The sequence below is a fragment of the Streptomyces sp. NPDC060027 genome, assembly GCF_042737005.1.
Taxonomy (GTDB): domain Bacteria; phylum Actinomycetota; class Actinomycetes; order Streptomycetales; family Streptomycetaceae; genus Streptomyces.
Genome location: NZ_JBHWVI010000024.1, coordinates 13260 through 39261, shown reverse-complemented (window position 1 = coordinate 39261; position 26002 = coordinate 13260). Strand labels below are relative to the sequence as shown.

At 71.6% G+C, this 26002-nt stretch carries 23 protein-coding genes and 1 pseudogene; 14 read left to right on the top strand and 10 right to left on the bottom strand.

The window, feature by feature from the left end:
• Positions 1-86 precede the first annotated feature (86 nt).
• The 8 genes and pseudogenes from ACFWBT_RS09080 to ACFWBT_RS09045 all read left to right on the top strand — a co-directional run bounded on the left by ACFWBT_RS09080 (position 87) and on the right by ACFWBT_RS09045 (position 8320).
• Positions 87-890, top strand: a complete 804-nt coding sequence (locus tag ACFWBT_RS09080; protein ID WP_385697563.1) for a VOC family protein — start codon at positions 87-89, stop codon at positions 888-890.
• A gap of 162 nt (positions 891-1052) precedes the next feature.
• Positions 1053-1505 (top strand): Crp/Fnr family transcriptional regulator, encoded by a 453-nt coding sequence (locus tag ACFWBT_RS09075; protein ID WP_385697561.1) that lies wholly within the window; start codon positions 1053-1055, stop codon positions 1503-1505.
• 80 nt (positions 1506-1585) lie between these two features.
• Positions 1586-2410, top strand: coding sequence for an N-formylglutamate amidohydrolase (locus ACFWBT_RS09070; protein ID WP_385697560.1), 825 nt, complete (start codon positions 1586-1588; stop codon positions 2408-2410).
• 165 nt (positions 2411-2575) lie between these two features.
• A complete protein-coding gene (locus ACFWBT_RS09065; protein WP_385697558.1) occupies positions 2576-3400 on the top strand; it encodes an amidohydrolase family protein in 825 nt (274 codons plus the stop codon).
• Positions 3401-3449: 49 nt separating this feature from the next.
• Positions 3450-4761, top strand: a pseudogene (locus ACFWBT_RS09060) (DUF4032 domain-containing protein).
• 96 nt (positions 4762-4857) lie between these two features.
• The gene (locus tag ACFWBT_RS09055; RefSeq protein ID WP_385697556.1) at positions 4858-6534 is read left to right on the top strand and encodes an FAD-dependent oxidoreductase; all 1677 of its coding nucleotides are present in this window, start codon (positions 4858-4860) and stop codon (positions 6532-6534) included.
• A complete protein-coding gene (locus tag ACFWBT_RS09050) occupies positions 6531-7973 on the top strand; it encodes an ATP-binding protein (RefSeq protein WP_385697554.1) in 1443 nt (480 codons plus the stop codon). The genes ACFWBT_RS09055 and ACFWBT_RS09050 overlap by 4 nt, the downstream gene beginning before the upstream one ends.
• Positions 7970-8320 (top strand): UBP-type zinc finger domain-containing protein, encoded by a 351-nt coding sequence (locus ACFWBT_RS09045; protein ID WP_385697552.1) that lies wholly within the window; start codon positions 7970-7972, stop codon positions 8318-8320. The genes ACFWBT_RS09050 and ACFWBT_RS09045 overlap by 4 nt, the downstream gene beginning before the upstream one ends.
• Positions 8321-8340: 20 nt before the next feature.
• On the opposite strand, the gene ACFWBT_RS09040 is transcribed toward ACFWBT_RS09045, so the two are convergent.
• Positions 8341-8832 (bottom strand): VOC family protein, encoded by a 492-nt coding sequence (locus tag ACFWBT_RS09040; protein ID WP_385697550.1) that lies wholly within the window; start codon positions 8830-8832, stop codon positions 8341-8343.
• 257 nt (positions 8833-9089) lie between these two features.
• Between ACFWBT_RS09040 and ACFWBT_RS09035 the strand changes: the two genes are divergently transcribed.
• Positions 9090-9248, top strand: coding sequence for a hypothetical protein (locus ACFWBT_RS09035; RefSeq protein ID WP_385697549.1), 159 nt, complete (start codon positions 9090-9092; stop codon positions 9246-9248).
• Between the two features lie 149 nt (positions 9249-9397).
• Entirely contained in the window at positions 9398-9712 is a 315-nt protein-coding gene (locus ACFWBT_RS09030; RefSeq protein WP_385697548.1) for a hypothetical protein, read from the top strand.
• Between the two features lie 3 nt (positions 9713-9715).
• Here ACFWBT_RS09030 and ACFWBT_RS09025 read toward each other — a convergent pair whose 3' ends face one another.
• Together ACFWBT_RS09025 and ACFWBT_RS09020 are read right to left on the bottom strand one after the other, a co-directional pair.
• Positions 9716-10180, bottom strand: coding sequence for a hypothetical protein (locus ACFWBT_RS09025; RefSeq protein WP_385697547.1), 465 nt, complete (start codon positions 10178-10180; stop codon positions 9716-9718).
• Positions 10181-10338: 158 nt separating this feature from the next.
• The gene (locus ACFWBT_RS09020; RefSeq protein ID WP_385697546.1) at positions 10339-11784 is read right to left on the bottom strand and encodes a serine hydrolase domain-containing protein; all 1446 of its coding nucleotides are present in this window, start codon (positions 11782-11784) and stop codon (positions 10339-10341) included.
• Positions 11785-12230: 446 nt separating this feature from the next.
• Here ACFWBT_RS09020 and ACFWBT_RS09015 point away from each other — a divergent pair, with 446 nt between their 5' ends.
• Complete coding sequence (locus tag ACFWBT_RS09015) at positions 12231-13868, top strand: serine/threonine protein kinase (protein ID WP_385697544.1); 1638 nt, start codon at positions 12231-12233, stop codon at positions 13866-13868.
• A 23-nt stretch (positions 13869-13891) separates the two neighbouring features.
• On the opposite strand, the gene tgmB is transcribed toward ACFWBT_RS09015, so the two are convergent.
• Together tgmB and tgmA are read right to left on the bottom strand one after the other, a co-directional pair.
• The gene (gene tgmB / locus ACFWBT_RS09010) at positions 13892-14845 is read right to left on the bottom strand and encodes an ATP-grasp ribosomal peptide maturase (RefSeq protein WP_385697543.1); all 954 of its coding nucleotides are present in this window, start codon (positions 14843-14845) and stop codon (positions 13892-13894) included.
• 15 nt (positions 14846-14860) lie between these two features.
• On the bottom strand, positions 14861-15052 hold the full coding sequence (gene tgmA / locus ACFWBT_RS09005) for a putative ATP-grasp-modified RiPP (protein ID WP_266764475.1): 192 nt from the start codon (positions 15050-15052) through the stop codon (positions 14861-14863).
• Positions 15053-15318: 266 nt separating this feature from the next.
• Here tgmA and ACFWBT_RS09000 point away from each other — a divergent pair, with 266 nt between their 5' ends.
• The gene (locus tag ACFWBT_RS09000; protein WP_385697541.1) at positions 15319-16347 is read left to right on the top strand and encodes a hypothetical protein; all 1029 of its coding nucleotides are present in this window, start codon (positions 15319-15321) and stop codon (positions 16345-16347) included.
• A 49-nt stretch (positions 16348-16396) separates the two neighbouring features.
• Here the strand turns inward: ACFWBT_RS09000 and ACFWBT_RS08995 are convergent, their stop codons facing one another.
• The 3 genes from ACFWBT_RS08995 to ACFWBT_RS08985 all read right to left on the bottom strand — a co-directional run bounded on the left by ACFWBT_RS08995 (position 16397) and on the right by ACFWBT_RS08985 (position 21058).
• Positions 16397-18826, bottom strand: coding sequence for a GH92 family glycosyl hydrolase (locus tag ACFWBT_RS08995; protein WP_385697540.1), 2430 nt, complete (start codon positions 18824-18826; stop codon positions 16397-16399).
• Between the two features lie 221 nt (positions 18827-19047).
• Positions 19048-20220 carry an FAD-dependent oxidoreductase gene (locus tag ACFWBT_RS08990; protein WP_385697538.1) on the bottom strand — a complete coding sequence of 391 codons (1173 nt, stop codon included), beginning with the start codon at positions 20218-20220 and terminating at the stop codon, positions 19048-19050.
• 103 nt (positions 20221-20323) lie between these two features.
• Positions 20324-21058, bottom strand: a complete 735-nt coding sequence (locus ACFWBT_RS08985) for a TetR/AcrR family transcriptional regulator (RefSeq protein ID WP_385697536.1) — start codon at positions 21056-21058, stop codon at positions 20324-20326.
• Positions 21059-21208: 150 nt separating this feature from the next.
• Here ACFWBT_RS08985 and ACFWBT_RS08980 point away from each other — a divergent pair, with 150 nt between their 5' ends.
• A complete protein-coding gene (locus ACFWBT_RS08980) occupies positions 21209-21919 on the top strand; it encodes a DUF2238 domain-containing protein (protein WP_385697534.1) in 711 nt (236 codons plus the stop codon).
• Between the two features lie 32 nt (positions 21920-21951).
• Here ACFWBT_RS08980 and ACFWBT_RS08975 read toward each other — a convergent pair whose 3' ends face one another.
• Both ACFWBT_RS08975 and ACFWBT_RS08970 read right to left on the bottom strand, forming a co-directional pair.
• Positions 21952-22935 carry an aldo/keto reductase gene (locus ACFWBT_RS08975; RefSeq protein ID WP_385697533.1) on the bottom strand — a complete coding sequence of 328 codons (984 nt, stop codon included), beginning with the start codon at positions 22933-22935 and terminating at the stop codon, positions 21952-21954.
• A 75-nt stretch (positions 22936-23010) separates the two neighbouring features.
• Entirely contained in the window at positions 23011-23961 is a 951-nt protein-coding gene (locus tag ACFWBT_RS08970; protein WP_385697532.1) for a DUF389 domain-containing protein, read from the bottom strand.
• Between the two features lie 207 nt (positions 23962-24168).
• On the opposite strand from ACFWBT_RS08970, the gene ACFWBT_RS08965 reads away from it, so the two are divergent.
• On the top strand, positions 24169-25992 hold the full coding sequence (locus ACFWBT_RS08965) for a glycoside hydrolase family 15 protein (protein WP_385697599.1): 1824 nt from the start codon (positions 24169-24171) through the stop codon (positions 25990-25992).
• Positions 25993-26002: the final 10 nt, after the last annotated feature.

Here is a 26002-nt window from a genome sequence, read left to right as displayed (position 1 = left end):
CTCACGGCTGAGCTGATCTCCGGGGCCCGACCAGGTCCCCGCACCCGCGCGACCGCTGCCGGCCAGTGAGGTCAGGACGGACGGCGATGAAGAGCGACGGAACACTCCACCCCGGTGTCGTCACCAGTCAGTCGGTGTTCGGCGCGCCGTGCTGGGTCAGCCTGACCACACGCGACCTGCGGACCGCCGAGGGTTTCTACACCGCGGTTCTCGGCTGGCAATGGTCCTCGGGCGCCAGGATGGGCGACCAGTACCGGATCGCCCGTGTCAACCGGGTCCCGGTCGCCGGAGTCGCCGAGGTCGACTTCGTGGCGCGAACGGCGGTCGCCTGGACCCCGTTCTTCGCCGTGGCCTCCGCGGACGAGACCGTCTCCCGCAGCCAGGAACGCGGCGGGACGACCGCGGTGGGACCGATCTCGCTGCCACCGGGCCGCGCCGCCCTGCTGGCCGACCGTGACGGCGCGGTCTTCGGTATCTGGGAGGGCGACCTGGTGGCCGGCTGGGAACGCTGGCGCAACGCGGCCCCCTCCTTCGTACGCCTGCACACCCGGGACGCCTTCGACGCCGCCATCTTCTACGGGGAGGTGCTGGGCTGGGCCTCCGCGGACCCCGACTCCTGCCAGGTCGACTACGAGGAGAACGAGGTCGTCCTGCGCAGTCGCGGCGACGTGGTGGCCCGGATCCACTCCGGCGCGGTGGAGGCCGCCCCCGATCCCACCGTTCGGCCGCACTGGCAGATCCACTTCGCGGTCGACGACGTGGAGGCCTGCGTCCGCGCGGCGCGCCTGCACGGCGGAACCGCCCATCAGCAGGGGATCGGCTCGATGGAGGCAGCCCTCACCGACCCCGACGGCGCACGCTTCACGGTGACCTCCCGGGCCGCCGGATGACCCCGCGAACGGAGCCCCCGCGACCCGCCCGCGGCGACGTGTCCCGGCCCACGACGCGACGGATTACGCCGTTCGGGCTCCAATAGAGGATGACGGGATACCACCGGTACGACAGTCGCCGCCGACCCCCGCGGTCTCACGGCGACCCGATGGAGGTCCGCGATGCCCACTGCTCTCCGGCTCCTGCCCGCCCTCTCCCCCGAACACCGCGAACGGCTGATGAGCGTGGCCCGCGAGGTCTCCTTTCCCGCGGACGGGCCGATCTTCGACGCGGGAGGCACCGCCGACCGCTTCTGGGTGGTCCGCTCCGGAACGGTCTCCCTGTACCAGCAGGTCGTCGCCGACCGGCGGATCACCGTCGCGCAGCTCGGGCCCGGTGACCTGCTCGGCTGGTCATGGCTGTTCCGCCCGCACACCTGGGACTTCGGCGCCGAGGCCTTCAGCCCGGTGCGTGCCTACGAGTTCGACGCCGCCGAGGTGCGGGGCCTGTTCGACCAGGATCCGACGCTGGAGCTGTCGCTGACCCGGACGATCGGCGCCATCCTGGCCCACCGTCTCGAAACGACCCGGGCGGCGCTCATCGAGCACTACGCGCGCCACGGGGGCAGCAGCTGAGGGCACCCGGCCGGAAACCGGCAGCCGGTCCCGCCGCCGGACACGGCTGTTGTCAGACCCGGCTGGGACAGTGATCTCTTATGAACCACATCCTCGATTCCCCGGACGCCGCGGACGCCCCGGACTCCTTCGCGATCCTGCCCGGCGCGGTCCACTCGCCCGTGATCCTGCACGTGCCGCACTCCTCACGGCAGGTCCCGGCGCCGGTCCGCGACGGCATCCTCCTCGGCGACGCGGCGCTGGAGAGCGAGTTGGACCACATCACCGACGCGCACACGGCGGAGCTGGCCGCGGCCGTGGCCGAGGCGGCCGGGCTGACGCCGTGGCGGTTCGTCAACCGGCTGTCCCGGCTGGTCGTCGATCCCGAGCGCTTTCCCGACGAGCGGGAGGAGATGCTGGCGGTCGGGATGGGCGCGGTCTACACACGGACGACGCACCGGGCGCCGCTGCGGCCCGCGGACACCGACCCGCGGCCGCTGATCGACCGCTACTTCCATCCGTACGCGCGGGCGATGACGGCCGCGGTCGCCGACCGGCTGGCCGCCACCGGGCGGGCCGTGGTCATCGACGTCCACTCGTATCCGACGGCCCGGCTGCCGTACGAACTGCACGGTGACGGGCCGCGTCCGCCGATCTGCCTGGGGACCGACTCCTTCCACACACCGCCGGAACTGGTCACCCTCGCGGAGAAGGCGTTCGCCGGGCTCGGCGGGGTGGGGATCGACAGCCCGTTCGCGGGCGCGTACGTCCCCCTGCGGTACTACGAGCGGGAGCCGGAGGTCGCGGCGCTGATGGTGGAGATCCGGCGGGACACGTACATGACGGAGCCGGGAGGCCCGGTGAGCCCCGGATTCTCGCGCCTTGTCACGGCCCTGACCACGCTCGTGGACGCCGTGACCGGGTAGCCCCGGAGCATCGGCGCCGTGGGCGGGTGGCCCCGGAGCATCGGCGCCGCGGGAGGGTGGCCCTGGAGCATCGGCGCCGCGGGAGGGTGGCCCTGGAGCGCGGCGCATCCTAGGGTCGGTGGTAAGCAAACGCTCAGTCATCCGTTTCAGGGAGGGCACGAGACCATGCCGGTCGTCGACGCGTGGATGCAGCACCCCACTCTCCGTCACTCCAACCACGAGATGTTCGCGTCACTGCGCCGCTGGACCGGCATGAAGGTGCTGGAGGAGGAGATGCCGGTCGGGGTCACGGTGGCCGCGATGGCGGCGGCCGGCGTGGACACCGGCCTGTCCTCCGCCTGGTACGGGCCCCAGGGCGCCCTGATCAGCAACGACGAGGTCGCCGGCTTCGTCGCGCGGTCCGAAGGCCGGCTCCGCGGGGTCGCGGGCGTCGACCTGACGCGCCCCGTCGCGGCCGTGCGGGAACTGCGGCGGGCCGTCGAGGAGTTGGACTTCGTGGCCCTGCGGATCGTGCCGTGGCTGTGGCAACTGCCGCCCACCGACCGGCTCTACTATCCGCTGTACACCGCCTGCGTCGAACTCGGCGTCCCCTTCTGCACCCAGGTCGGTCACACCGGACCGCTGCGCCCCTCCGAGACCGGCCGGCCCATTCCGTACATCGATCAGGTCGCGCTCGACTTCCCCGAACTGACCGTCGTCTGCGGGCACATCGGCTACCCCTGGACCACGGAGATGATCGCGGTCGCCGACAAGCACGCGAACGTGTACATCGACACCAGCGCCTACACCGTCCGCCGCTATCCCCCGGAACTGGTCGCGTATCTGCGCGGCCGGGGACGACGCAAGGTCCTCTTCGGCTCCAACTACCCGATGATCGAACCGAGTCGGGCGCTGGAACACCTCGACGAACTGGGCCTGGACGAAGAGGCCACCGCGCTGTTCCTGTCGGGCAACGCCCGGCGCGTCTTCCGCCTTCCCGATCATTCGTAGATGCTGGGGCCGGAACAGCGTTCGACCTTGAGGTGAGGGCAGCCCGGCCATGGCTTTTCAGATCAGCGCGACCAACCCGGAGCATCCCGCGCTCCTGCTCGAACTGCCGTGGCGGCTGCCCCTGGAGGAGTGGCCCGAGCACCTTCTCGTGCCGCTGCCGCGGCATCTCCCGGCACGTGGTGCGCTACGCGCGCGCCGGCGACGAGGTGGTGGCCGTCAAGGAACTCGCCGAGCGGCCGGCGGTGCGCGAGTACGAGCTGCTCCTGGGCCTGGACCGCCTCAGGATCCCCGCGGTCGACCCGCTGGCCGTGGTCACCGGCCGCACCGACCCGGCCGGGGAGCCGCTGGAGTCCGTGCTGATCACCCGGCACCTGGGCGGCTCACTGCCGTACCGGTCGATGTTCGAGACGACCATGCGGCCCGCCACCATGCACCGGCTCATGGACGCGCTGGCCGTCCTGCTGGTGCGGCTGCACCTGGCCGGCTTCGCCTGGGGCGACTGCTCGCTGTCCAACACGCTGTTCCGGCGCGACGCGGGAGCGTACGCCGCGTACCTCGTGGACGCCGAGACCGGCGATCTGCACCCGCGGCTCAGCACCGGTCAGCGGGAGTACGACCTCGATCTGGCCCGCGTGAACATCAGCGGCGAACTGCTGGACCTGGAGGCGGCCGGCGCCCTGCACCCCTCGGTGGACCCGATCGAGTTCGGCCAGGAGATCTGCGCGCGCTACAAGGGCCTGTGGGAGGAGCTGACCCGCACCTCCGTCTACCCCGCGGGCAAGTACCACTACATCGACCGCCGCATACGCCGCCTCAACGACCTCGGCTTCGATGTCGCCGAGATGCAGATCGCCAGTTCCTCCAACGGCGACACCGTCACCTTCGTGCCCAAGGTCGTCGACGCGGGCCATCACCAGCGCCAGCTGTTGCGGCTGACCGGCCTCGACACCGAGGAGAACCAGGCGCGCCGACTCCTGAACGACCTGGAGAGCTGGATGGCCACCCAGGAGGACTACGCACCCGGTGTCCCTCCTGCGGGCTCCCGGCCCGGTTCGGGCGGAGAGCACCCCCGTGCCGCCCGGCCGGAGGTCCTCGCCCACCGCTGGGTGCGGGACGTGTTCCGGCCGACGGTCCGGGCGGTGCCCCCGGACCTGCGCGGACCGATGGACCCGGCCGAGCTCTACCACGAGCTCCTCGAACACCGCTGGTTCCTGTCCGAGCGCGCGCAGCACGACATCGGCCTGGAGACGGCCGTCGAGGACTACGTCACGACCATCCTCCCCAAAGGCCGCGACCCCCTGCCGGTCCCCGCGGAAGCACCGGAGGCGACCCGCGCGTACCCGGTTCCTGAGCAAAGGTGACCGATCGTACATACGATTGGCTGTGTACCCGCCCCGCGGCGCCTCGCGGCGTCCGCGCGGCCGGAACGCAACTGACCTGCTCGGGGTGGGAGAGGTATGACCCAGGCCGCCAGTCCGGCGCGGACCGTCATTCTGACCGTCGACGACGACCCCGGAGTGTCGCGCGCCGTCGCGCGTGACCTCAGGCGCCGCTACGGCGAGGCGCACCGGATCGTGCGCGCCGAGTCCGGGGAGACGGCGCTCGACGCCCTGCGCGAGCTGAAGCTGCGCGGTGACCAGGTGGCGGTGATCCTCGCCGACTACCGGATGCCGCAGATGAACGGCATCGAGTTCCTGGAGCAGGCCCTCGACGTGTACCCGGGCGCGCGCCGGGTGCTGCTGACCGCGTACGCGGACACCAACGCGGCGATCGACGCGATCAATGTGATCGACCTCGACCACTACCTGCTCAAGCCCTGGGATCCGCCGGAGGAGAAGCTCTATCCGGTCGTCGACGATCTCCTGGACGCGTGGCGGGCCAGCGACTACCGGCCCGTGGGGGCCTGCAAGGTGGTCGGGCACCGGTGGTCGGCGCGTTCGTCGGGCGTACGGGAGTTCCTGGCCCGCAACCAGGTGCCCTACCGCTGGTACTCGTCCGACAGCCCGGAGGGACAGCGCCTGCTGAGCGCCGCCGGGCAGGACGGACAGCGGTTGCCGCTGGTGGTCACCCCGGACGGTACGCCGCTCGTCGAGCCCGAGGACCCCGACATCGCGGCGCACGTCGGGCTCGCGACGACGCCCACCTCGGAGTTCTACGACCTGGTCGTCATCGGCGGCGGTCCCGCCGGCCTCGGTGCCGCGGTGTACGGCGCGTCCGAGGGCCTGCGTACCGTGCTCGTGGAACGGTCCGCGACCGGCGGACAGGCGGGCCAGAGTTCCCGGATCGAGAACTATCTCGGCTTCCCCGACGGCGTCTCCGGGGGGCAGCTCACCGAACGGGCGCGGCGGCAGGCGGCCAAGTTCGGCGCCGAGATCCTCACCGCGCGCGAGGTGACCGGGCTGGAGGTCACCGGGGCCTCGCGAACGATCCGCTTCTCCGACGGCTCCACGATCTCCGCGCACGCGGTGATCCTCGCGACCGGTGTCTCGTACCGGCAGCTGAACGCGCCCGGGCTCGCCGAGCTGACGGGCTGCGGCGTCTTCTACGGCTCGGCGCTGACCGAGGCGGCGGCGTGCCAGGGCCATGACGTGTACATCGTGGGCGGGGCGAACTCGGCCGGTCAGGCCGCGATGTATCTGGCGCGCGGCGCGAAGTCCGTCACCATCCTGGTGCGCGGCACGTCGCTGTCCGCCTCGATGTCGCACTATCTGATCGAGCAGATCGGCGAGGCGCCGAACATCTCGGTCCGCACCGGCACGGTCGTCGAGTCCGCGCACGGCAGCGACCACCTGGAGCAGCTGACCCTGCGCGATGTGGAGAGCGGCCACACCGAACTCGTCGACGCGCAGTGGATGTTCGTGTTCATCGGCGCGGCCCCGCTCACCGACTGGCTGGAGGGCACGGTGCTCCGGGACGGCCGCGGATTCATCGTGGCGGGCCCGGACATGACGCCCGACGGGCAGCCGCCCCGGGGCTGGGAGCTGGACCGGCCTCCGTATCACCTGGAAACCAATGTGCCCGGCGTGTTCGTGGCCGGAGACGCGCGCGCCGAGTCGGCGAAGCGGGTCGCGTCCGCGGTCGGAGAGGGAGCCATGGCCGTCATGCTCGTCCACCGTTATCTGGAGCAGTCGTGAGCGGGCGGCCGGTGCCGTGCGACGCGGCGGAACTCAGCACACTCTTCCTGTTCGAGAAGCTCGACGACGACCAGCTGGACCGGCTGTGCCAGGAGGGCCGGACGGAGGAGTTCGACCCGGGGCCCGTCTATACCGAGGGTGATCCGGCCACCTGCTTCTACGTGCTCCTCGAAGGCACGGTGGTGATGTCGCGCCGGGTGGGCGCCGACGACGTGGAGATCAGCCGCACCTCGAAGCGCGGGGTGTACGCGGGCGCGATGCAGGCGTATCTCAGCGGCCCTGGCGACGCGCAGTACAAGGGTTCCATGCGGGTCACCGAGCCCTCACGGTTCTTCGTCCTGCCCGCGGCGACGTTCGCCGCCATCCTGCGGGACTGGTTCCCGATGGCCGTCCATCTGCTGGAGGGCATGTTCTTCGGCAGCCAGAACACCCAGCGGACCATCGGGCAGCGCGAACGGCTGCTGGCCCTCGGCTCGCTGTCCGCCGGGCTCACGCACGAGCTCAACAACCCGGCCGCGGCAGCCGTGCGGGCCACCTCCGCGCTGCGCGACCGGGTGGCCCACATGCGGCAGAAACTGGGCGTGATCGCGTCGGGACCGTATGCGCGCGACACCCTGGAGACGCTGGTCGAGATCCAGGAGCGGACCGCCGAACAGGTCGCCAAGGCCACGCCGCTGAGTCCGCTGGAGGCCTCCGACCGGGAGGACGCGCTCGGCGACTGGCTGGACGACCACGACATCGCGAACGGCTGGCAGCTGGCGCCGACGTTCGTGCAGGCGGGTCTCGACACCGACTGGCTGGACCAGGTCGCGGCAGCCGTGGACGGACCGACTCTCGAGGGCGCCGTCCGGTGGCTGAACTACACGGTCGAGACCGAACTGCTCATGAACGAGATCGAGGACTCCACGACCCGTATCTCGCACCTCGTGGACGCGGCCAAGCAGTACTCGCAGCTCGACCGCGCGCCGTACCAGGTCGCCGACGTGCACGACCTGCTCGACAGCACCCTGATGATGCTCTCCGGGAAGATGGGCTCGGGGATCAAGGCCGTCAAGGAGTACGACCGTACGCTGCCCCGGATTCCCGCCTATCCGAGCGAGCTGAACCAGGTGTGGACGAACCTCATCGACAACGCCGTGGCGGCGATGGACGGCGAGGGGACGCTGACCGTACGCACCGCGCTCGACGGCGACCATGTGCTGGTGGAGTTCCGCGACACGGGTTCCGGGGTGCCCGACGAGATCCGCGACCGGATCTTCGACCCGTTCTTCACCACCAAAGCGGTGGGCGAGGGCACCGGTCTCGGCCTGGACATCTCCTGGCGGATCGTCGTCAACAAGCACCACGGAAGCCTTCAGGTGCAGTCCGTGCCCGGCGACACCCGCTTCCAGGTACGCCTCCCCCTGACCGTCGCGGACACCTCCGAGGAGCCGTCATGACCACGCCCAACGGTATCGACCCCTCCGTCCCGCCGAGCGGCACCGGTTGCACCGAGTGCGACGCGGCCGGCGGATGGTGGTTCCATCTGCGGCGCTGCGCCCAGTGCGGTCACATCGGATGCTGCGACGACTCCCCGGCCAAACACGCCACCGCCCACGCGCGGAGCACCGGGCACCCGGTCATCCAGAGCTTCGAACCGGGCGAGAACTGGTTCTGGGACTACGACACCTCGGAGCTGTACGAGTCGGGTCCCGAGCTCGCTCCCCCGGTGAGCCATCCGCTGGACCAGCCCGCACCCGGCCCCGCGGGGCGCGTTCCGGCCAACTGGGCCGAGACGCTGCGCTGAGACCCCCGCCCCCGACGGGCTCAGAGCACCGTGCTGCCGTACATCTCGCCGAGCGGTTCGGCCAGCAGTTCGACGCGAGCGCCGTCGGGGTCGCGGAAGTAGATCGAGCTACCGCTCTCCTCCGCGTACTCGACCCCGGCGGCGTCGAGCCGCTCGCGCAGACCGCGCCAGGTGACGGGGTCGACCGAGATGGCGAGGTGGTGCAGCCCGCCGAGGACCTCCGCGTAGGGGCCGAGGTCGAGGCCGGGGAAGTCGAAGAAGGCCAGCAGGTTGCCGTTGCCGAGGTCGAAGAAGAAGTGGGTCGAGCCCTGGTAGTCCCGGTTCTCGATCATCTCGGTGAGGGGGAATCCCAGGACGCCCTGGTAGAACCGCACGGTCCGCTCCACGTCCGAGGACAGCAGCGCGACATGGTGCACACCGCGGGCCGTGCTCGCCGGCCTCTCCGGCTTCAGATGGGCGTCCCTGATCCGCTGACGCTCCGCCTCGATCGCTGTCAGGTCCATCGCACCCATCACAGTCTCCTCACTCAGAGAAGTGGCGACGCCGGACGGTACCGACATATTCGGCACCGGTGTACTCAGTACTGAATACAACCACTTCACGTCGCCCGCTCCACCGTCCCGCCGCCGTGCGCGAACGTCGTCCGAAGCGCGGATCGCCCGCGCCGGCCCGTCCGGATGCGCGGAGCCGCGCGAAGGACGATCCTGGAGACATGTCCGGACGGGCTCCTTTGGTTGTGCATCCGGCCCTGGATACCAGTGGCCGCCAGGTGACCGCGCGGGGTGAGAGCCTCGGCGTGGCGTTCTCGGACGAGGATCTGATGGAGTTCCTCGGCCGGGCCGGTCTGCCGGACGCGGAGGATCTGCTGGACGATCCGGCGTGGGTGAAGTGGCGCGGAGGCCAGGCGCACTTCTACGGGACCGGATAGCGGGCGCCCGGAACGCGCCGGGCGTCGGGCGGAGACCGCCCGGAGGGCCCGGCCGTCACGTTGCTCCGAATGGGGGGGCTCTCTCACTCGACCCGGTGGGCGGTCGCGGGGGCGCGTTGCACGGGCGCGGACGCGCACGTTGCTGCGGTATGGACAGCACTCACAAAGCGTTGCGACACGTTCCCGCTCGTGCGGGTGCCGGTACCAGCACGAGCGGGAACGCCGGCACGGTGATGGGCATCGGCACCGGCAGGCCCTACGCCGATCCGGTCGGCCGTCCCGGCCGGCCTGGCACCCATCCGCCGATCTACGCCCAGCTCGTCGCGGAGTGGCGGGCCGAGGGCCGTGGAGTCCCGGAACCCCGCGAGGTGCTGTGGGCCACCTTCGCGGTCCCCGTTCCGGAGACGGAGAGCGACGGATCCGTTCCCGCGGTTCCCGTACCCCGGGGCCTGACCGGCTGGTGAGCGCTACTCCGCGGCCGGCCCCAGGACGGCCAGGGTGCCGTTGGCCTGGCGCAGCGCCAGCTCGAGGGAGAGGGCGGAGTGCAGGGCCCCCGTCCCGTCCGGCGGGATGATCCACTCCAGCGGTCCCGCGGAGCGGTAGGGCGGTGGTACGGCGATCCAGGAGCCCTTGCCGAGGTGGCGGAGCCCCGACCCCACCCACCGGCTGGCCGGGTCGGGGGGCAGGAAGAAGCCGACACGGTGGGCCGCGCAGTCGACCAGGGTGGGTCCGGGCACCTGGATCGGGTCGGACCACAGGATGTCCAGGGCCAGCAGGCCGAGCTGCTCGGGCACGCTCAGCACGTCCCAGTAGCGCCCGGCCTGCAGGAGCACACCGCCGCTCCCCTGATCCCACTCCCGTTTGCACGCCCTCGGATTCGTGGCCGCCGCCGCGAGCCACTCCACACTCTGCATCCACATCGCGTTGGTCATGGATCACCCCGGGGATCTTCCCCCTCCGCTCGGCAGGCGCGGAAGGAGGCACGGGCCGAGGGCCCGCGTTGTCCATCGGGCCCTCGGCATATGCATGTTGGTAGATATCTCCACGTGGCGGAAAGGGTGGCGCGGTATGGCGATTCCCTATGGCCGGTTTACGACGGTTGTGAGGGTGCGTGGAGAGATGCCAGGGAGGGGGCTTGGAGCGGCGTCGTGTGCCAGCGCGCCGTGAACGTGCGTTCGGAAAGGGAGCAGGTCACGGTCAGGCGGTGCGGGGTCTCCAGGAACAGCACGTCGACGCGCAGGGTGCCCGGGTCGGTCCAGCCCCCGCTCACCGCCGTGGGCGTCGGGCCGGGATCGACGGTCCAGCCGGTTCCGCCGAGCCGCAGCTCGAACCGCAGGTCGCCCTCGACCAGGGTGACGAGCGGGCCCTTGTCGCCCTCGGTCACGACCACTTCCGTCAGCGTGCGGTGGCCCGCGCAGACGCCGCCGTCCGGCACGAAGACCGCGTCCGACCAGGCGTCCGCGGGCTCGGGGGGCTCGGGACTCGCCTCGACCGGCGGCAGGGCCAGCCGGGCTAGCCGTCGACGCAGCGCACCGTCCGCCTCGCCCCCGGCCGGCAGCGGCGCCGCACCGAACGCGGGCAGCAGATGCCGCCACATCAGGTCCAGCAACTCCTGCATCCGGTCCGTCGCCGCGGTCGTCGCGATCACCGCGTCGTGCTCGGGCAGCACGACGCAGAACTGCCCGTACGCCCCGTCGCCGCGGTATCCGTGCCGTGCCCGCCAGAACTGGAGTCCGTAGCCCTGCTGCCAGTCCGACCGGGCCCCCTCCGGAGTGCCGTCATCGTTCGCGACATGCGCGCGGGACGCCTCCGCGATCCACGAGGCCGGCAGGAGCCGCCGCCCCTCCCAGACGCCTTCGCGCAGATACAGCTGCCCGAGCCGGGCGATCGCGTCGGTCGCGGCGTGGAGCCCGCTGAAGCCGATCTCCCGGCCGGCCCGGTTCCGCGTCCAGGCGGTCTCCCCGATACCCAGGGGGTCGAACAGCCTGGGCCGCAGATACGCGGTCAGCGACAGACCGGTCACTCGCTGGACGATGGCGGCGAGGGTGAAGGTGGCGGACTGGTTGTACGCGAACACGGTGCCGGGGTCGCGGTCCGGCGGGATCAGCAGGAAGCCGCGTACGGCCTCCTTCCGGTCGAGCCGGACCGCGTCGGTCCAGGTGTCGGTGAGGTGGCCGCTGGCCATGGCCGCGACGTGCCGGACGAGCATGGCGCGACTGCGCGGATCGGTGATGTCGGCCTCGAACTCGGGGAAGTACGAGATCACCGGGTCGTCCAGGTCCAACAGGCCCTCGGCCACGGCGAATCCGGCCGCCGTGGACGTGAAGCTCTTGCTGAGCGAGTAGAGCAGCTGGATGCGCTCGGGCGTGTACGGCGCCCACCAGCCGGAGGCGACGAGGTGCCCGTGGCGAAGGATCATCAGGCTGTGCGGTTCGATGTCCGGGGCGGCCTCGACGGCGTCGAGGAACGCGGCGATGCCCGAGGCGTCGACCCCCTGCTCGGCGGGCGGGCTGACAGGCAGCGGACGGGCACTCATACGGGCGGCCTCCGGGGGACTCGGCGGGGAACGGCGATTGGACACGGTGATCACGGACACTGCTTGCATGTGGCATCTTTCCCGGACCCCTCCTCCATGTCCATGCCCGGTGGCGACAGCGGGCCCGCGTTCCCGCTCCGGCCTCAACTCCCTTCTCCGGAAGCCGACATGTGGATCCATGACGGTTCATCGCCATCACGCCGGGGCGCCTCCCCCGACCTCCCCCACACCCGTCCATCCACCGCGACCGCCCCCTTCGCGGACTCCCGCATCGGCAAAGAAACTGTGCGGTGAATCAGTAGGAACACGGGCCTGAACTGTTCGTACGAGTGCGCGACAACGGCGCGGCCGAGCAGAAACAGATATTTCGATCCGTCTCCCGTTGAACACTCTTCGTCACGCCGTGCGTACTTCCGGGAAAGGTGAGGCCGGGTACGCAGCGAGGGATGACGATGGTGAAGGCGCAAGACTCCGCGGGCGAGTTGATCGCCGGGAGATACCGGCTGCTCGAAGTCGTCCTGCGGGAAGAGGGCCGGGCCTGCTGGCACGGCGAGGACATCGCCTTCGGACGGCCGGTCGTACTGACCTGGACACGCCTCGCGGAGCACCCGCGCGAGGGGACGCGGGAGCCCGCCGCCGACCGGATCATGCGGGCGGCCGAGATTCTCGGCCCGGCCTGCCCCGGCCGGGTGGCCGCGGTACTCGACGTGGTCGAGGAGCCCGGGTTCGTGTGGACCGTCACGGAGCGGCCCCCGGGCGCCCCGCTGACCGAGTTCCTCGGGCGCGAGCCGCTCGATCACGTGCGCGCGGCCCGCATCGGGCTCGGCGTCCTCGATGTCCTCACCGCCGCCCATCTCGAGGGAGTCCACCACGGCGAACTCGGCCCGAGCCAGGTGTGGTCCGACGAGCACGGCACGGTCACGGTGACGGGGTTCGGAGTGACGGCGGCCACGGACTCGACGCGCGTCACCTCTCCCTCGTACGCCTCCCCCGAACAGGCCCGTGGTGAGGGCGGCGCGCCCGCGGCGGACCTCTGGGCGCTGGGCGCGATGATGTACGCGCTGGTCGAGGGCCGGCCGGCCGTCCAGGACCGGGGGCAGATGGACGCCACGCTCCGGGCGGTGGACCGGCTGCCGGTCAGGGCCCCGGTGAGCGCCGGCCCGCTGGCGCCCGCCATTCAGGGGCTGCTGCGCTGGGACCCCGTGGAGCGGGTGCCCGAGGCCGTCGTACGCGAATCACTGACACGCATCCTCCGGCAGAACCTCGAAGAGACCACGCCGCCCGAGGAGCCGCCCGCGTTCCCCGGTCCCGACGGGGACCTTCGCGAGGGGGACACGGACGAGCCGCGTACGGGGCACACCTGGCGAAGCCGGTTCACCGGTCGGCCGGTCGTGCTGGGCGGGGCGCTGGCCGTCACGGTCGTCGCCCTCGCGGTGCTCGCCGCGGTGGGCGGACTGCCGGGCGGCGACGACACGTCCGCGTCCGGCCAGGCACCGTCACGGACGGCCGCCGCCACGCCGCCCGCGCCCTCCGCGCCGTCCACCGGTTCCGGCGCGCGCCCCGGCGGGACGCCCTCGGCGTCCGCCACGCCGTCCCCCTCCCCCACCGCGGGCGCGGTACCGGCCGGCTTCTCCCTCTACCGGGCACCCCAGGGCTTCGCCGTCGCCCTCCCGCGGGGCTGGAAGCCCTTGGATACGCAGTCCTCCGACGACCTCGCCTACCGGGTGACCTTCGGCGCGAGCGGTGATCCGCGCACGCTGGCCGTCACCTACAGCACCCAGCTGGGTCCGGACCCCGTCGCCGTCTGGAGCGACCTGGAGCCCGCCCTGCGTGCCGTCTCCACCGGTTACGAACGGGTGGGCGACATCCGGCCGGTGACCTATCGCGGCCGGAAGGGCGCCGACATGGAGTGGTACTCCGTGTCCGGGGGAGAGCAGGTGCGCACCTTGGGCCGCGGCTTCCTCATCGGCGGCAGCCGGGGTTTCTCCCTGCGCTGGACGACCCCGGCCGACGACTGGGACACCGAACCCAACCGACAGGCGCTGAACGTCTTCTTCAAGACCTTCCAGCCGCAGGCCGATTGATCCCGCGTCAGCGTGGACTCATGTCAATGCCCCTCCGGGATGCGGAAGTCGGGTCGGCGCTGGGCCAGCCACAGGGCGACTTCCTCGGCGATGGGCTGCCCGGTCTCCAGCTCGACGAAGCCGAACTGGCCTCCCTGGTTGCACTCCAGGAACCACCAGATGCCCTCCGCGTCCTCGGCGAAGTCGAAGGCGGCGTAGGCGAGTCCGGTGAAGGCGAGGTAGTCGTGGACCGCACGGGCGATGCGGTCGGGTACCGGCACGGGCTCCCAGCCGTTCCCCGTCTCGCCGAATCGCCCGTCGACCTGACCGGGCTCGGCGGCCTTGCGGGCGGCGAACAGCCGGGTGCCGATGCCGGTCAGCCGGATGTCGGCACGCTTGGGAATGTAGCGCTGGAGCAACGCGGGGCCCGCCGCCACACCGGAGAAGTCCGTGTCGGGTCCGACCAGCGTGGTCGGCAGGGCCGCCGGGGGCTCGCCGGGCGGCGGCCCCGAAGCTGACTTCACCACCACGTCCCGGTGCTCCTGGACGAACTGCTGGGCCACCCGGGGAGCGGTCGTGATGATCGTGGGCGGCACCGCGAATCCGCTGGTGTGGGCCACCCGCAGCTGCCAGGGCTTGTGCCGGGCCTGCTCGGCGCGGCGCGGGTGGTTCATCCAGCGGGTCGAGGCCGAGTAGAGCATGCCGAACAGGGCCTGCCTGGTCTCGGCGGTGAGCCACGCGGAGGGTTCGGCGGCATGGGCCGCCGGCTCGCCCGGCCTGCGCACCCACACGGAGCGAAGGCCTCCCATGCTGAGCACATGGCCGTTGACCGACAGATAGCCGTCGAAGTCACCGTGGGCGTAGTCGGCGGACAGCACCGCCTTGCCGGGCAGGTCGGCGGGATCGAGGCGCACCATGGGCACGCCCCGCTCATGCAGTTTGGCCACCACCATGTCGGCGGTGACGTCCTGCTCGGCCGTGAGTATGAGAACCGTCATGCGCGCGGACTTTCGTCAGTCGTCGAAGTGCGTCTGGGAACCGGCCGTCGACGTCGTGGTGCCGGTCGCCATCAGCAGCGCGCGATCACTGACGGCCGGGCGGCCGTCGGGCAGCACGTTCAGTTGCAGGGACACGTCGAAGTGGTACGGGGGTACTGCGGCCGACTGCCCTGAGGGCAGGGCGTAGTTGAGAGTGAACGGTCGCACGAAAGATCCTCCCGCGGTCGCACGATGGTCGATACCCACCCGTACGTGACACGGCCGTAAGGAATTCATCACTTTCTGCCACATCAGGGTGAAGGTCATCACATCGCGTCGTTTCTGGCTTACTCATTTCGGATTTAATTGGGTGTCCGCCTGGTTCCGGTCTACGCGTGCCGGCTTCGTTCCACCCAGCTTGATTCCACGCAGACCTTAGGCCAATGCTTCATCCTCCGTGACATCAACGCCGCACCATCCCAGGAGAGTTCCCGGTGACCGCAGCCATCGCCTCGTCCGCAGAATCCACCGCGCGCTCCGACGCGCCGAACCCCGTCGAGCGTGACGCGCACGACTTCGGGGCCTACGCGCGGACCGGCGGCTGGGCCTTCGCGCTCAAGGTGGCGCGCAGCGTCCGTCCCGGCGGGCAGTCCGCCGACGACACGCCCAAGGTGTCCGCGAAGGAGTTCGCGGAACTGGCCGGATGCTCGCCCGAGCGCGTCATGCGCTACTACAAGGCCTGGGACAGGGCCGCCGACGACGGTCTGGTCCCCCACTTCGAGACCCTGGTCCCCGGCGAGGACGTCGAACTGCCGGACGCCGAGGCCTGGCAGACCTACTACTCCTCCCGTTCCAGCGGCACGTCGGAGCGCGGCACCGCCATCACCCAGGCCGCGGAGGCCGAGGGCATCCGTCCCACGAAGGCGCTGGAGGTGGCCGAGAACCCGACCGCGCTGCGGGCCGCGATCCTCGCCGACCCCTCCACGGCCAAGGCGGCGCGGTCTGCGCTGCTCGACCGGGTGAAGGAAGACCCGGCGCTCCAGACCGAGTTGGCCCGTGACATCGCCCGCACGGAGGAGCTGAAGAAGGCGGTCGCCACCGAGAACAGGGCGGCCGACCGTATCGGCTATGTGCGCCAGATCGCGGAGAAGGGCCAGATCCGGACACCGGCCGGGCAGACCCTGGACGCTCCGGCCGAGCTGCGCTCCGAGGCCGAGCGGCATCTGTCCCTCCTCGACGAGCTCGACGAGGGCGAGGACGCGGGCGAGTGGGCCACCGAGGCGTACGACACCATGAAGAACCTGGTCGTCGAGACAGTTGAGGCCGACCCCGAACTGCGCGTCCAGGAACGCCGGACGAAGTTCTACAGCAGCCTGCAGAAGGCCACGAAGGTGTTCGAGGAGCTGACGTTCGACGACGCCGACGACATCTACGAGGACGACATGGTGCAGCGCCTGGAGGAGCTCCAGCAGGCGATCGGCACCGCCATCGCGGCGCTGCGCGGGTCGGCCGGCCGGGACTGAGCGGGCCGCGGGGCCGCGCGGGAACGAGGGCTCCCGCGCGGCCGCGCCGTCACCGCGGCAGGTCGTCGGGGCCGGTGGCCCACTGGGTGTCGGGCTGCTCGGCGAGTTCGAAGCTCACCGTGCCGCCCCCGGTCGTGAGACCGGCGCCGGTCCAGGAGCGGTGCGTGGGCTGCCCGTTGACCCGTGCGGCCTCGATGTAGACGTGCGTGGCGTCCGCGTCGGGCGCGCTGACGGCGATGCTCTTCCCACCCGGCCGCAGGACCGCCGCGCGCGGGAAGACCGGGGCACCCAGGAGCATGTTCGCGCTGCCCGGCGTCTGCGGATACAGACCGAGCGCCGAGAAGACGTACCAGGCCGACATGGTCCCGAGGTCGTCGTTGCCCGGCAGCCCCGAGGGGCCGGTGCCGTACACGGTGTCGAGGATCTGCCGGACGGTCGCCTGCGTCTTCCAGGGCTGCCCGAGCCCGTTGTAGAGCCAGGGCGCGTGGATGCCGGGCTCGTTGGTGGGGTCGTAGCGCAGGGCGTCCCCGCCGCGCACGGACCAGGAGCCGTCGGCCTTGTGGAAGAAGCCGTCCAGCCGCGCCGCGGCCGTCTCCCGGCCGCCCATGGCGGCGGCCAGCCCCTGGACGTCCTGCGGGACCATCCAGGTGTACGTGGCACTGGTGCCCTGCGCGAAACCGCGGTCGCCGCCGGGGCTGAACGGGGACACCCAGGAACCGTCGAGGTTGCGGGCCTGGATGTAGCCGGCGCCGGCCGTGGCGGCGGGGTTGAAGACGTTGCGCCAGTAGGCGCCCCGCTCGGCGAACACCGCCGCCTCCTGGTCGCGGCCCAGCAGCGCCGCCCACCGGCCGAGCGCCGAGTCGGCCACCGCGTCCTCCAGCGTCTCGGCGGCGCCACCCCAGCAGTGGCACACGTCGTGCGCCGCGTAATGCGACGTCAGATACTGTGCCAGATTGGGCCGTTGCCCCACGCACTGCCCTGGGCAGCCGGCGTCCAGCAGCCCTTCGGGGCGTGGCACGGTGGCCTGCCGTACGAGGGAGTCGAACGCTCCCTCGTAGTCGAAGTTGCGCACGCCCATGGCGTAGAAGGTGGCCAGGGTCGCCGCCGAGGGGTCGCCCGTCATGACGTGGGTGGCGCCGCTGATGTGCACCCAGCGGTCCCAGACCCCGTCGTTCTGCCGCGCGAAGTTGTAGAGGGACTGGGCGAAGTCGCCCGCGACGCGCGGCTTCAGCAGGGCGAGGAGCTGTATCTGGGCGCGGTACTGGTCCCAGCCCGAGAAGTTGCTGTACTGCGCGCGCTGGCCGCGGGCGAGCCGGTGCACCGCGCCGTCCATGCCGTAGTAGCGGCCGTCGGTGTCGCTGATCAGGTTGGGCTGCATGAGCGCGTGGTAAAGCGCCGTGTAGAAGGTGGCGCGCCGCTCGGTGCTGCCGCCCTCGACACGGACGGTGCTCAGCTCACGGTTCCAGGCCCGGGCGCCCGCGTCGGCCACATCGGCCACGCTCGCGTGCGGGGCGATCTCCCGGCGCAGGTTCGCCTCCGCGCCGCCGAGACCGACGTACGAGATGCCCACCCGCATGTGGACATCGTTGTCAGCACCCGTGTCGAACCCGACGTACCCGCCGGAGCCGCGGCCCGCACGGTCCGCGCCGGTGGCATAGCCCTCACCGCCCGAGGCGGTCGTGGAGCCCGGGAAGAGAGTGCCGTTCTTCCAGGTGCCGACGGAGGAGAAGGCCCGGTCGAACGACGCGCTGAAGTACAGCCGGTAGTAGCTCTTGCGGTTGTTCGTGCCGCCGTTGGCGCGGCGGCCGCAGAACGCGCCGGTCAGCACCCAGCCGGTCACCTTGCGGTGCGCGGTGTCGATGTCGACGTGCGCGTCCTCGCTGCCGTTGAGCGAGTTGGAGACCCGGAAGAGCACGCTGGCGGGGCGGTCGGCCGGGAAGGTGAAGTCGGCGACGCCCGCCCGGCTGCTCACCGCCAGGTCGGCCGACGCGCCCGACGCGAGGCCGAGCGAGTAGCGCCCGGGTACGGCCTTCTCGTCGGCGTGCGTGAAGTTCGCCGCGTACACCGCGTCCTTGCTGTCGGCCGAGGGCGAGGATGTGACGTCACCGACGAACGGCATGATCGGGACGTCGCCCGCGGCCCCGGGGTGGCATCCGGCGCCGTTGACATGGGTGAGGCTCAGACCGCGGATGCGGGTCGTGTCGTACTGGTAGCCGTTGGCGGCCCCGGTGCCGGTCTGATCGCCGGTCGTGCTGGTCGGGGACCAGCCGATCATCCCCTGCGGGAGGGTGGCGCCGGGATAGGTGTTGCCGCCGTTCGCCGATCCGATCAGCGGGTCCACGAGGGACACCGGCCGCTCCGCGGCACGGACGGCCGCGTCGGCCGGGAACGGAGCGGCCATGGCGAGGGCGGTGGTCACGAGCACGGCGGCGGACCTGCCGCCGAACCGTCTTGCTGTGCGCGGCCATGAGGGGCGCATGGGAGGTGTCACCTTCCGACGGACGTGGTGCGAGGACGAGTCGGACCGGTGACGCCCGGCGACTGCCCCGGACCCCGGCCCGGGCGCGAGGATAGAGGGCGCCCGGGAGTGCCGGAAGGGACCCGTGCGTCGCGTGGGTGACGGTGAGGTGAAGGGCAGGTCCGTGCGGCGGGCCCGGCGGCCTCTCAAGGAGGCTGCCCCCCAGCGCACTTGACGGACCGTCACATACCTTGCTGTCCGGGTCGGTCGGCGTCGGGACGGTAGGAGTCCATGAGGTCGAGCAGGCTCTGCGGCGTGCCCGGGCCGAAGCAGACCTCCAGGTTCGCCGCGGACTCGGCCGCCGCCCGCGCCGAGCGCGGGAACAGCGCCTCCTCGTACGCGGTCACGGCCTTCTCGACGTCGTCCGGGTGGGCGGCGAGGGCCTCGGCGAGTTCGGCGCCGTCGAGCATCGCGAGGTTGGCGCCCTCGCCGGCGAACGGGGACATCAGGTGGGCGGCGTCGCCGAGGAGGGTGACACCGGGGACGCGGTCCCAGCGCACACCGACCGGCAGGGCGTGGATCGGACGGGCGACGAGCGTGCCGTCCGCCTCCGCGATCAGGGACCGCAGGCTGTCGTCCCAGCCGTCGAAGTGCTCCAGCAGGCTCCGCTTGGCCGCCTCGGTGTCGGTGAAGTCGACAGGGCCGGAGACGGCCCAGTCGGCGGGGGTCCGCAGCGCGGCGTAGACGTGCAGGGAGCCGTCCGGGTCGCGGTGGCCGAGGAAGCCCTTCCGGTCGGACAGCGCGAACAGGAGACCGCCGCCGACCACGGCCGCGCCCTTCGGGTGCCGGGTGTCGGCGTCTTCGAGGTGCATCTCGACGAACGACAGGCCCGCGTACGCCGGGGTGGCGTCGGTGAGCAGCGGCCGCACCCTGGACCAGGCGCCGTCGGCGCCGATCAGGAGGTCGGCGGTGAAGGTGCGTCCGTCGGCGAGCGTCACCTCGTGGCGACCGCCGTCGACGGTCCGTACGGCGGTGACCTTGGCGCCCCAGCGGACGGTGCCCTCGGGCAGCGAGCCGAGCAGGACGTCGCGCAGGGCGCCCCGGGAGACCTCGGGGCGCAGCTCGTCCTCGCCCGAGTCCTCGCGCAGGAGCGTGCCGTCCTTGTCGACGATGCGGGTGGCCTCCCCGCCGGCGTGGATGATCGCGCGGAACTCGTCGTAGAGCCCGGCGGCGCGCAGCGCGGCCTGGCCGGACTCCTCGTGCAGGTCGAGCATGCCGCCCTGGGGGCGGGCGGTCGGCGAGGCGTCCAGGTCGTGGACGGCGGCTTCGATGCCGTTGAGGTGCAGGACGCGGGCGAGCGTGAGGCCGCCGAGACCGGCGCCGATCACGGCGATGGGGTGGTGGGTGTTCGTCATGGCTGGTTCTCCTTGTGCGGGGGTGACCGTCGGGTGCCGGTGCGGGCGCAGCCGTCGCTCTCGGCGACGGTGCGTGGTGGTGACGGGCGCGGGCCGGTGGGGCTCACGGGGTGTCGGGTGGGGTGGGCGCGCTCGGTGCCTCGGGCGCGTCGGTCCGGGGTGTGTGCAGGACGCCGCCGATCAGGACATGGAAGCCCCAGTTCAGACGGGCCTCGCCCGGCCCGGAGAGCAGGTCCGCGCCCAGCGCGGCGATGCGTGGGTGCCGCTCGCGGGACGCGCCGCGAACCGCCGAGGCCAGCGCCGCCCACTCACCCTCCGTGTCGGCCGGGTCCTTCTCCCCCGACGCGTGCTCCGCCGCGGTGGCGGTGGCGAACTGGAGCAGCAGATCGATCGCCCAGGCCGCCCGCTCACCGGGGACACCGCCCTCGTCGAGCAGGGACAGCAGCGCCTCGACCAGGTCGAGGTAGCGCTCGCCGGACGGGCGGGCCACCAGCGCGGAGCGGGCGAGCCCCGGGTGTTCGAAGAGGACGGCCGTGTACGAGGTGAGCACCCGCACGAGCCGGTCGCGCCAGTCGCCGTCCGCGCGGACCGGGCTCAGGTCGACGGCGCCGAGCAGGTCGTCGAGCACCGCCGCGTGCAGCTCGGCGGTGTTGCGCACATAGACGTAGAGCGAGGCCGGTCCGGTGTCGAGTTCCTGCGCCAGGCGGCGCATGGTGACCCGCCGGAGACCTTCGGCGCGCATCAGCGCGACGGCGGTCGCGATGATGCCGTCCCTGGTCAGGGCAGGTTTCGCCGGGCGCTCACGGCGGCTGGGGCGGGGGGCGGGGTGTTCTGTCACTCCTCCAAGGTAACGAACATGTTCGTTGCGAACAAGTACGTCACGAACATGTTCGTCCTGTTGTACACAGCAGTCGGGTGAGTACGCGTACTCATGTCGCCCGCCCCGGCCCTCCACCACCATGGGGCCACCTGGACCTAGGAGCCCGCCATGCCCGGATCAGTCCTCGCCCCGCCCGCCCAGCACCCCGCTCCTCCGGAGCGCTCCGCGCGCGGGGCCCTCCCGGCCGTCCTCGTCGTGGTGGTGGTCGCGGGCACGGCACTCTCCGCCTGGCATCCGCACGACCGGACGACCTGGCTGCTGGAGACCGTGTGGGTGCTCGTCGGGCTGCCGCTGGTGGTGCTGACCCGGCGGCGGTTCCCGCTGACGAATCTGCTGTACTGCCTTCTCGCGGCGCACGCGCTGGTGCTCGCGGCGGGCGGTCACTACACCTACGCGCAGGTGCCGTTGGGCGACTGGGTGCGCGACGGTCTCGGGCTCGACCGCAACCCGTACGACCGGTTCGGGCACCTCATGCAGGGCTTCGCGCCGGCCGTCCTGGTGCGGGAGCTGCTGAGCCGGACGTCACCGCTGCGCGGCAGCCGGTGGCTGGCGCCGCTGACCGTGTGCGCGTGTCTCGCCTTCAGTGCCGTGTTCGAAATGTTCGAGTGGGCCGCCGCCGTGATCGGCGGACACGCGGCGGACGACTTCCTGGCGACCCAGGGCGATGTGTGGGACACCCAGTGGGACATGTTCTGTGCCCTGATCGGCGCGACCGTCTCGGTGCTGCTGCTGAGCCGCCTGCACGACCGGCAGCTCGGCGCGCTCCCGGCGCCGCGGCCCTCCGGGGACCGACATGGCCCGGCGGCGGGGCCTCGATAGCTGGCGGGTCCCGCCGCCGGGTCCGCCGGTTGCTACCAGCGGCCCTCGACCTGCTCCTTGATGCGCCGCTCGTACAGTTCCCCGATGGCGTCCAGCGTCGTGCGCGACGGCTCGGGCAGCTTCGCGGCCGCCGCGTTGGCACGGGCCTGCTCGGGTGAACGGGCACCCGGGATCACCGTCGTCACGCCCGGCTGCGCGACGATCCAGCGCAGCGCCAGCTGGGCCGGCGTGTACCCCTCGGGGGCCAGGGCGGAGAACTCGGCGGCCGCCTCCACGCCCGTCGCGAAGTCGACCCCGGAGAAGGTCTCACCCTGGTCGAAGGACTCGCCGTGGCGGTTGTACGTCCGGTGGTCGTCCGCGGCGAAGACGGTGTCCTTGGTGTACTTGCCGGAAAGCAGCCCGGAGGCCAGCGGGACCCGCGCGATGATGCCGACGCCCGCCTCCCGGGCCGCGGGCAGGACCTGCCGCAGGGGCTTCATACGGAAGGGGTTGAGGATGATCTGGACGCTCGCCACGTTCGGGCGCGCGATCGCGGTCAGTGCCTCGTCGCACGTCTCGACGCTCACGCCGTACGCCGCGATCCGCTCCTCCTCGACCAGGGTGTCGAGGGCGTCGTACACCGCGTCGGAGGAGTACACGGACGTCGGCGGGCAGTGCAGCTGCACCAGGTCGATCCGGTCGACGCCGAGGTTGCGGCGGGAGCGGTCGTTCCAGGCGCGGAAGTTGTCGAGGACGTAGTTCTCCGGGACCTGGTCGACCCGGCGGCCCATCTTGGTGGCGACCATGACGTGCAGGTCCGGCCTGCCGCGCAGGAAGGTCGCGATGGTCTCCTCGCTCCGCCCGTCGCCGTACACGTCCGCGGTGTCGAAGAAGGTCACTCCCGACTCCGCCGCCGTCTCCAGCACGGCCAGGGCGTCCTTCTCACTCACCTCGCCCCAGTCGGCCCCCAGTTGCCAGGTGCCGAGACCGATGACGGAAGCATGCTGACCCGACCTGTCGAATGCGCGCTCGTCCATGGCGTCAGTCTGACACTTCCCCCCGGGCGGACCGGACGCTCCCGCCCCGCGCGTCCTCCCGTGCCCGTCGGTCCGTCACCCGGCGGCTCGGACGCGGCGACGGCCTACCCGGCACCAGACGGCGCGCTGGCCCTTGAGCGCGAGCGTGCCCACCACGATCAACACGGCCACGTTGATGAGGAGTTGGATGAAGGAGCCACGCGCCTCGCTCCAGCTCCCGAAGGCGGCGGAGACGCTGAGGTCGGCGGCCGCGGGGATGGTGGTGACGGAGATGAAGACGCCCAGCAGGGCGCTCGTCCTGGCCTCGGTCAGCGAGACGATGCCCACGATCCCGGCCAGCGTGGCGACCGCGACCGAGAAGAAGTCGGGCGTGTCGATCAGATGGGAGACGGGGCGCACGCCGAGGCCGAACGCCCTGGACTCCAGGCCGAACCCACGGATCAGCAGGCCGAAGAGAAAGGTGGCCACGACGGCCAGCGCGAACCCGACCGTCAGGGCGGTCAGCCCCTTGCGGATTCTCGGCCCCGAGTGCCGGTCGATGCCCAGCGCGACGCTGACGATGGCCCCGTACTCGGGTCCGACGACCATGGCCGCGACGATCAGGATCTGCGAGTTGGTCACGATGCCGACCGCGCCGATCAGTCCGGCGACCACCAGGTAGAGGTAGAAGCTCGGCGCGTACGTGCCCTCCGCCCGGATGCGCGCCTCCACCGCTTCCCAGACGGGCGCCCGCGAGAGCGCCCCGAGCCGCTCGGCACCGGCCCGCGCGGCGCGTCCGGAGAACGCCATGTCGACGGGCTCGATGACGATGGAGCCCACCTCGTCGAGGCGCAGCCCCCGCAGACCGCGGAGCACGTCGTTCGCCCCTCCTGTCAGCACGTCGCAGGCGAGGGCGTCGCCGTCCGGCTTCCGGGCGATGCCGGGCTGCACCACGAGGTTGAGGACACTCGGGTCGGCCGCGAGGAGGGCGACCGCGGCTTCGGTCAGCGGGGCGGGACTCACCATGCGCACATGGATCATGTCCATGCAGGTACCTCCCGGGACACCGGTGCGCGCCTCGTCGACATCGAGCGGACCTCTCCAGTAACCCCGGCCAGCCGGTGTTCGGCAATCCAGCCGCGTCCACCACCGCGCGGACCGCCCGATCCGGGATCCCGGAGAGGACGACCGGACAGAACAAGCGGACATGCCGCCGATGTCGGATAGTGAAGAGGCCTGGATCCTCGAGATTGGATCACCATGGACCGCTATCCGCCCATCGCCGAGCACGGCCTGGTGGGCGATCTCCAGTCCTCCGCTCTGGTCTCGTCCAAGGGTGTCGTGGACTGGTTCGCCGCCCCGCGCTTCGACTCCCCCAGCATCTTCGCCGCGCTGCTCGACCACGACGGCGGAGGCTACTTCCGGCTGGCGCCCTCCCACCCGGAGGGCTCCTGGAAGCAGCTCTACTATCCGGACACGGCGGTGCTGGTGACGCGGTTCATGTCACCGGACGGGGTGGGCGAGGTCCTCGACTGGATGCCGCCGGACCGCTCCGGCACCGCGTCCGCCCGGCACCGGCTCTTCCGGGCCGTTCGGACGGTCCGGGGAACCATGCGGTTCGCCCTGGAGTGCCGCCCGCGCTTCGACTACGGGCGGGCCGGCCACGAACTCGCCCTCGATCCCGACGGCGCCGTGTTCCGCGGCCCGGGCATCACCGCGTTCCTGCGGAGCACCTTTCCCCTGGAGCGGGACGGACAGGACGTCAGGAGCACCGTCACCCTGAACGCCGGCGAGATGGCGACGGCCGTGTTCACGGTGGACGGGCCGGACGCCGCCGCACCGCCGCCACCCACCGTGGACGGGTCCGCCGACAACCTGGCGGAGACCGTCGAGTACTGGCAGCGCTGGGTGCGGACCTCCAAGTACCGGGGCCGCTGGCCCGACATGGTGCACCGCTCCGCCATCACCCTCAAGCTTCTGACCTACGCGCCCACCGGCGCCCCGGTCGCGGCGGCCACCATGGGCCTGCCGGAACAGGTCGGCGGAGAACGCAACTGGGACTACCGCTACACCTGGGTACGGGACGGATCCCTGTCGCTGCGTGCCCTGCTCGACCTCGGGTTCGCCGAGGAGGCGACGGCGTTCACCCACTGGCTGCGCGAACGGCTGATGGAACGCCTGGACCAGGACGGGGAAGCACTCCAGATCATGTACCGGGTGGACGGGACTCCGCTGCTGGGCGAGGAGATCCTGGAGCACTTCGAGGGCTACCGCGGCTCCTACCCCGTACGCGTCGGCAACGCCGCCGCCGACCAACTCCAGCTCGACATCTACGGCGAGGCCCTCTACGGCCTGTCGCAGGGTCGTGAGATCGGCCTCCAGGCCGATTACGCCGGCTGGAAGGCCGTCGCCCGCACCCTGGACTGGCTCGCCGACCAGTGGGACCGTCCCGACGAGGGAATCTGGGAGACCCGCGGCGGGCGCAAGGACTTCACCTACAGCCGGGTGATGTGCTGGTCCGCCTTCGACCGCGGTCTGCGCCTGGCCGATCAATGGCGCCGGCCGGCGGACACCGCCCGCTGGACCAGGGCGCGCGACACCATCCTTGAACAGGTGATGGAGCGCGGCTGGAGCGACAAGGAGCGGGCGTACGTCCAGTACTACGGCGGCGGCGTCCTGGACGCCTCCCTCCTGCTCATCCCCCGGGTCGGCTTCCTCGGCGCGAAGGACCCGACCTGGCTGTCGACCCTGGACGCGATGAGCCGGACGCTGGTCTCCGACAGCCTCGTCTACCGGTACGACCCGGCCGCCTCCCCGGACGGCCTGCGCGGCTCGGAGGGCACCTTCAGTCTGTGCACCTTCCTGTACGTCGACGCGCTGGCCCGCTCCGGCCGGCTGGCCGAGGCGCGCTACACGTTCGAGAAGATGCACACGTACGCCAACCATGTCGGCCTCTTCGCGGAGGAGGTGGGCCCCAGCGGTGAGCAACTGGGCAACTTCCCCCAGGCGTTCACCCATCTGTCGTTGATCATGGCGGCCACCACGCTCGACGAGGCACTCGACCGGCTGCGCGGCTGAGACCGCCGGG

Excerpts from the sequence above, each read along its gene's own strand:
- ACFWBT_RS09080 (WP_385697563.1), top strand. The coding sequence starts at position 87 with ATGAAGAGCGACGGAACACTCCACCCCGGTGTCGTCACCAGTCAGTCG.
- ACFWBT_RS09075 (WP_385697561.1), top strand. The coding sequence starts at position 1,053 with ATGCCCACTGCTCTCCGGCTCCTGCCCGCCCTCTCCCCCGAACACCGC.
- ACFWBT_RS09070 (WP_385697560.1), top strand. The coding sequence starts at position 1,586 with ATGAACCACATCCTCGATTCCCCGGACGCCGCGGACGCCCCGGACTCC.
- ACFWBT_RS09065 (WP_385697558.1), top strand. The coding sequence starts at position 2,576 with ATGCCGGTCGTCGACGCGTGGATGCAGCACCCCACTCTCCGTCACTCC.
- ACFWBT_RS09055 (WP_385697556.1), top strand. The coding sequence starts at position 4,858 with ATGACCCAGGCCGCCAGTCCGGCGCGGACCGTCATTCTGACCGTCGAC.
- ACFWBT_RS09045 (WP_385697552.1), top strand. The coding sequence starts at position 7,970 with ATGACCACGCCCAACGGTATCGACCCCTCCGTCCCGCCGAGCGGCACC.
- ACFWBT_RS09040 (WP_385697550.1), bottom strand. The coding sequence starts at position 8,832 with ATGGGTGCGATGGACCTGACAGCGATCGAGGCGGAGCGTCAGCGGATC.
- ACFWBT_RS09030 (WP_385697548.1), top strand. The coding sequence starts at position 9,398 with ATGGACAGCACTCACAAAGCGTTGCGACACGTTCCCGCTCGTGCGGGT.
- ACFWBT_RS09025 (WP_385697547.1), bottom strand. The coding sequence starts at position 10,180 with ATGACCAACGCGATGTGGATGCAGAGTGTGGAGTGGCTCGCGGCGGCG.
- ACFWBT_RS09020 (WP_385697546.1), bottom strand. The coding sequence starts at position 11,784 with ATGAGTGCCCGTCCGCTGCCTGTCAGCCCGCCCGCCGAGCAGGGGGTC.
- ACFWBT_RS09015 (WP_385697544.1), top strand. The coding sequence starts at position 12,231 with ATGACGATGGTGAAGGCGCAAGACTCCGCGGGCGAGTTGATCGCCGGG.
- tgmB (WP_385697543.1), bottom strand. The coding sequence starts at position 14,845 with ATGACGGTTCTCATACTCACGGCCGAGCAGGACGTCACCGCCGACATG.
- ACFWBT_RS08995 (WP_385697540.1), bottom strand. The coding sequence starts at position 18,826 with ATGCGCCCCTCATGGCCGCGCACAGCAAGACGGTTCGGCGGCAGGTCC.
- ACFWBT_RS08990 (WP_385697538.1), bottom strand. The coding sequence starts at position 20,220 with ATGACGAACACCCACCACCCCATCGCCGTGATCGGCGCCGGTCTCGGC.
- ACFWBT_RS08980 (WP_385697534.1), top strand. The coding sequence starts at position 21,209 with ATGCCCGGATCAGTCCTCGCCCCGCCCGCCCAGCACCCCGCTCCTCCG.
- ACFWBT_RS08975 (WP_385697533.1), bottom strand. The coding sequence starts at position 22,935 with ATGGACGAGCGCGCATTCGACAGGTCGGGTCAGCATGCTTCCGTCATC.
- ACFWBT_RS08970 (WP_385697532.1), bottom strand. The coding sequence starts at position 23,961 with ATGGACATGATCCATGTGCGCATGGTGAGTCCCGCCCCGCTGACCGAA.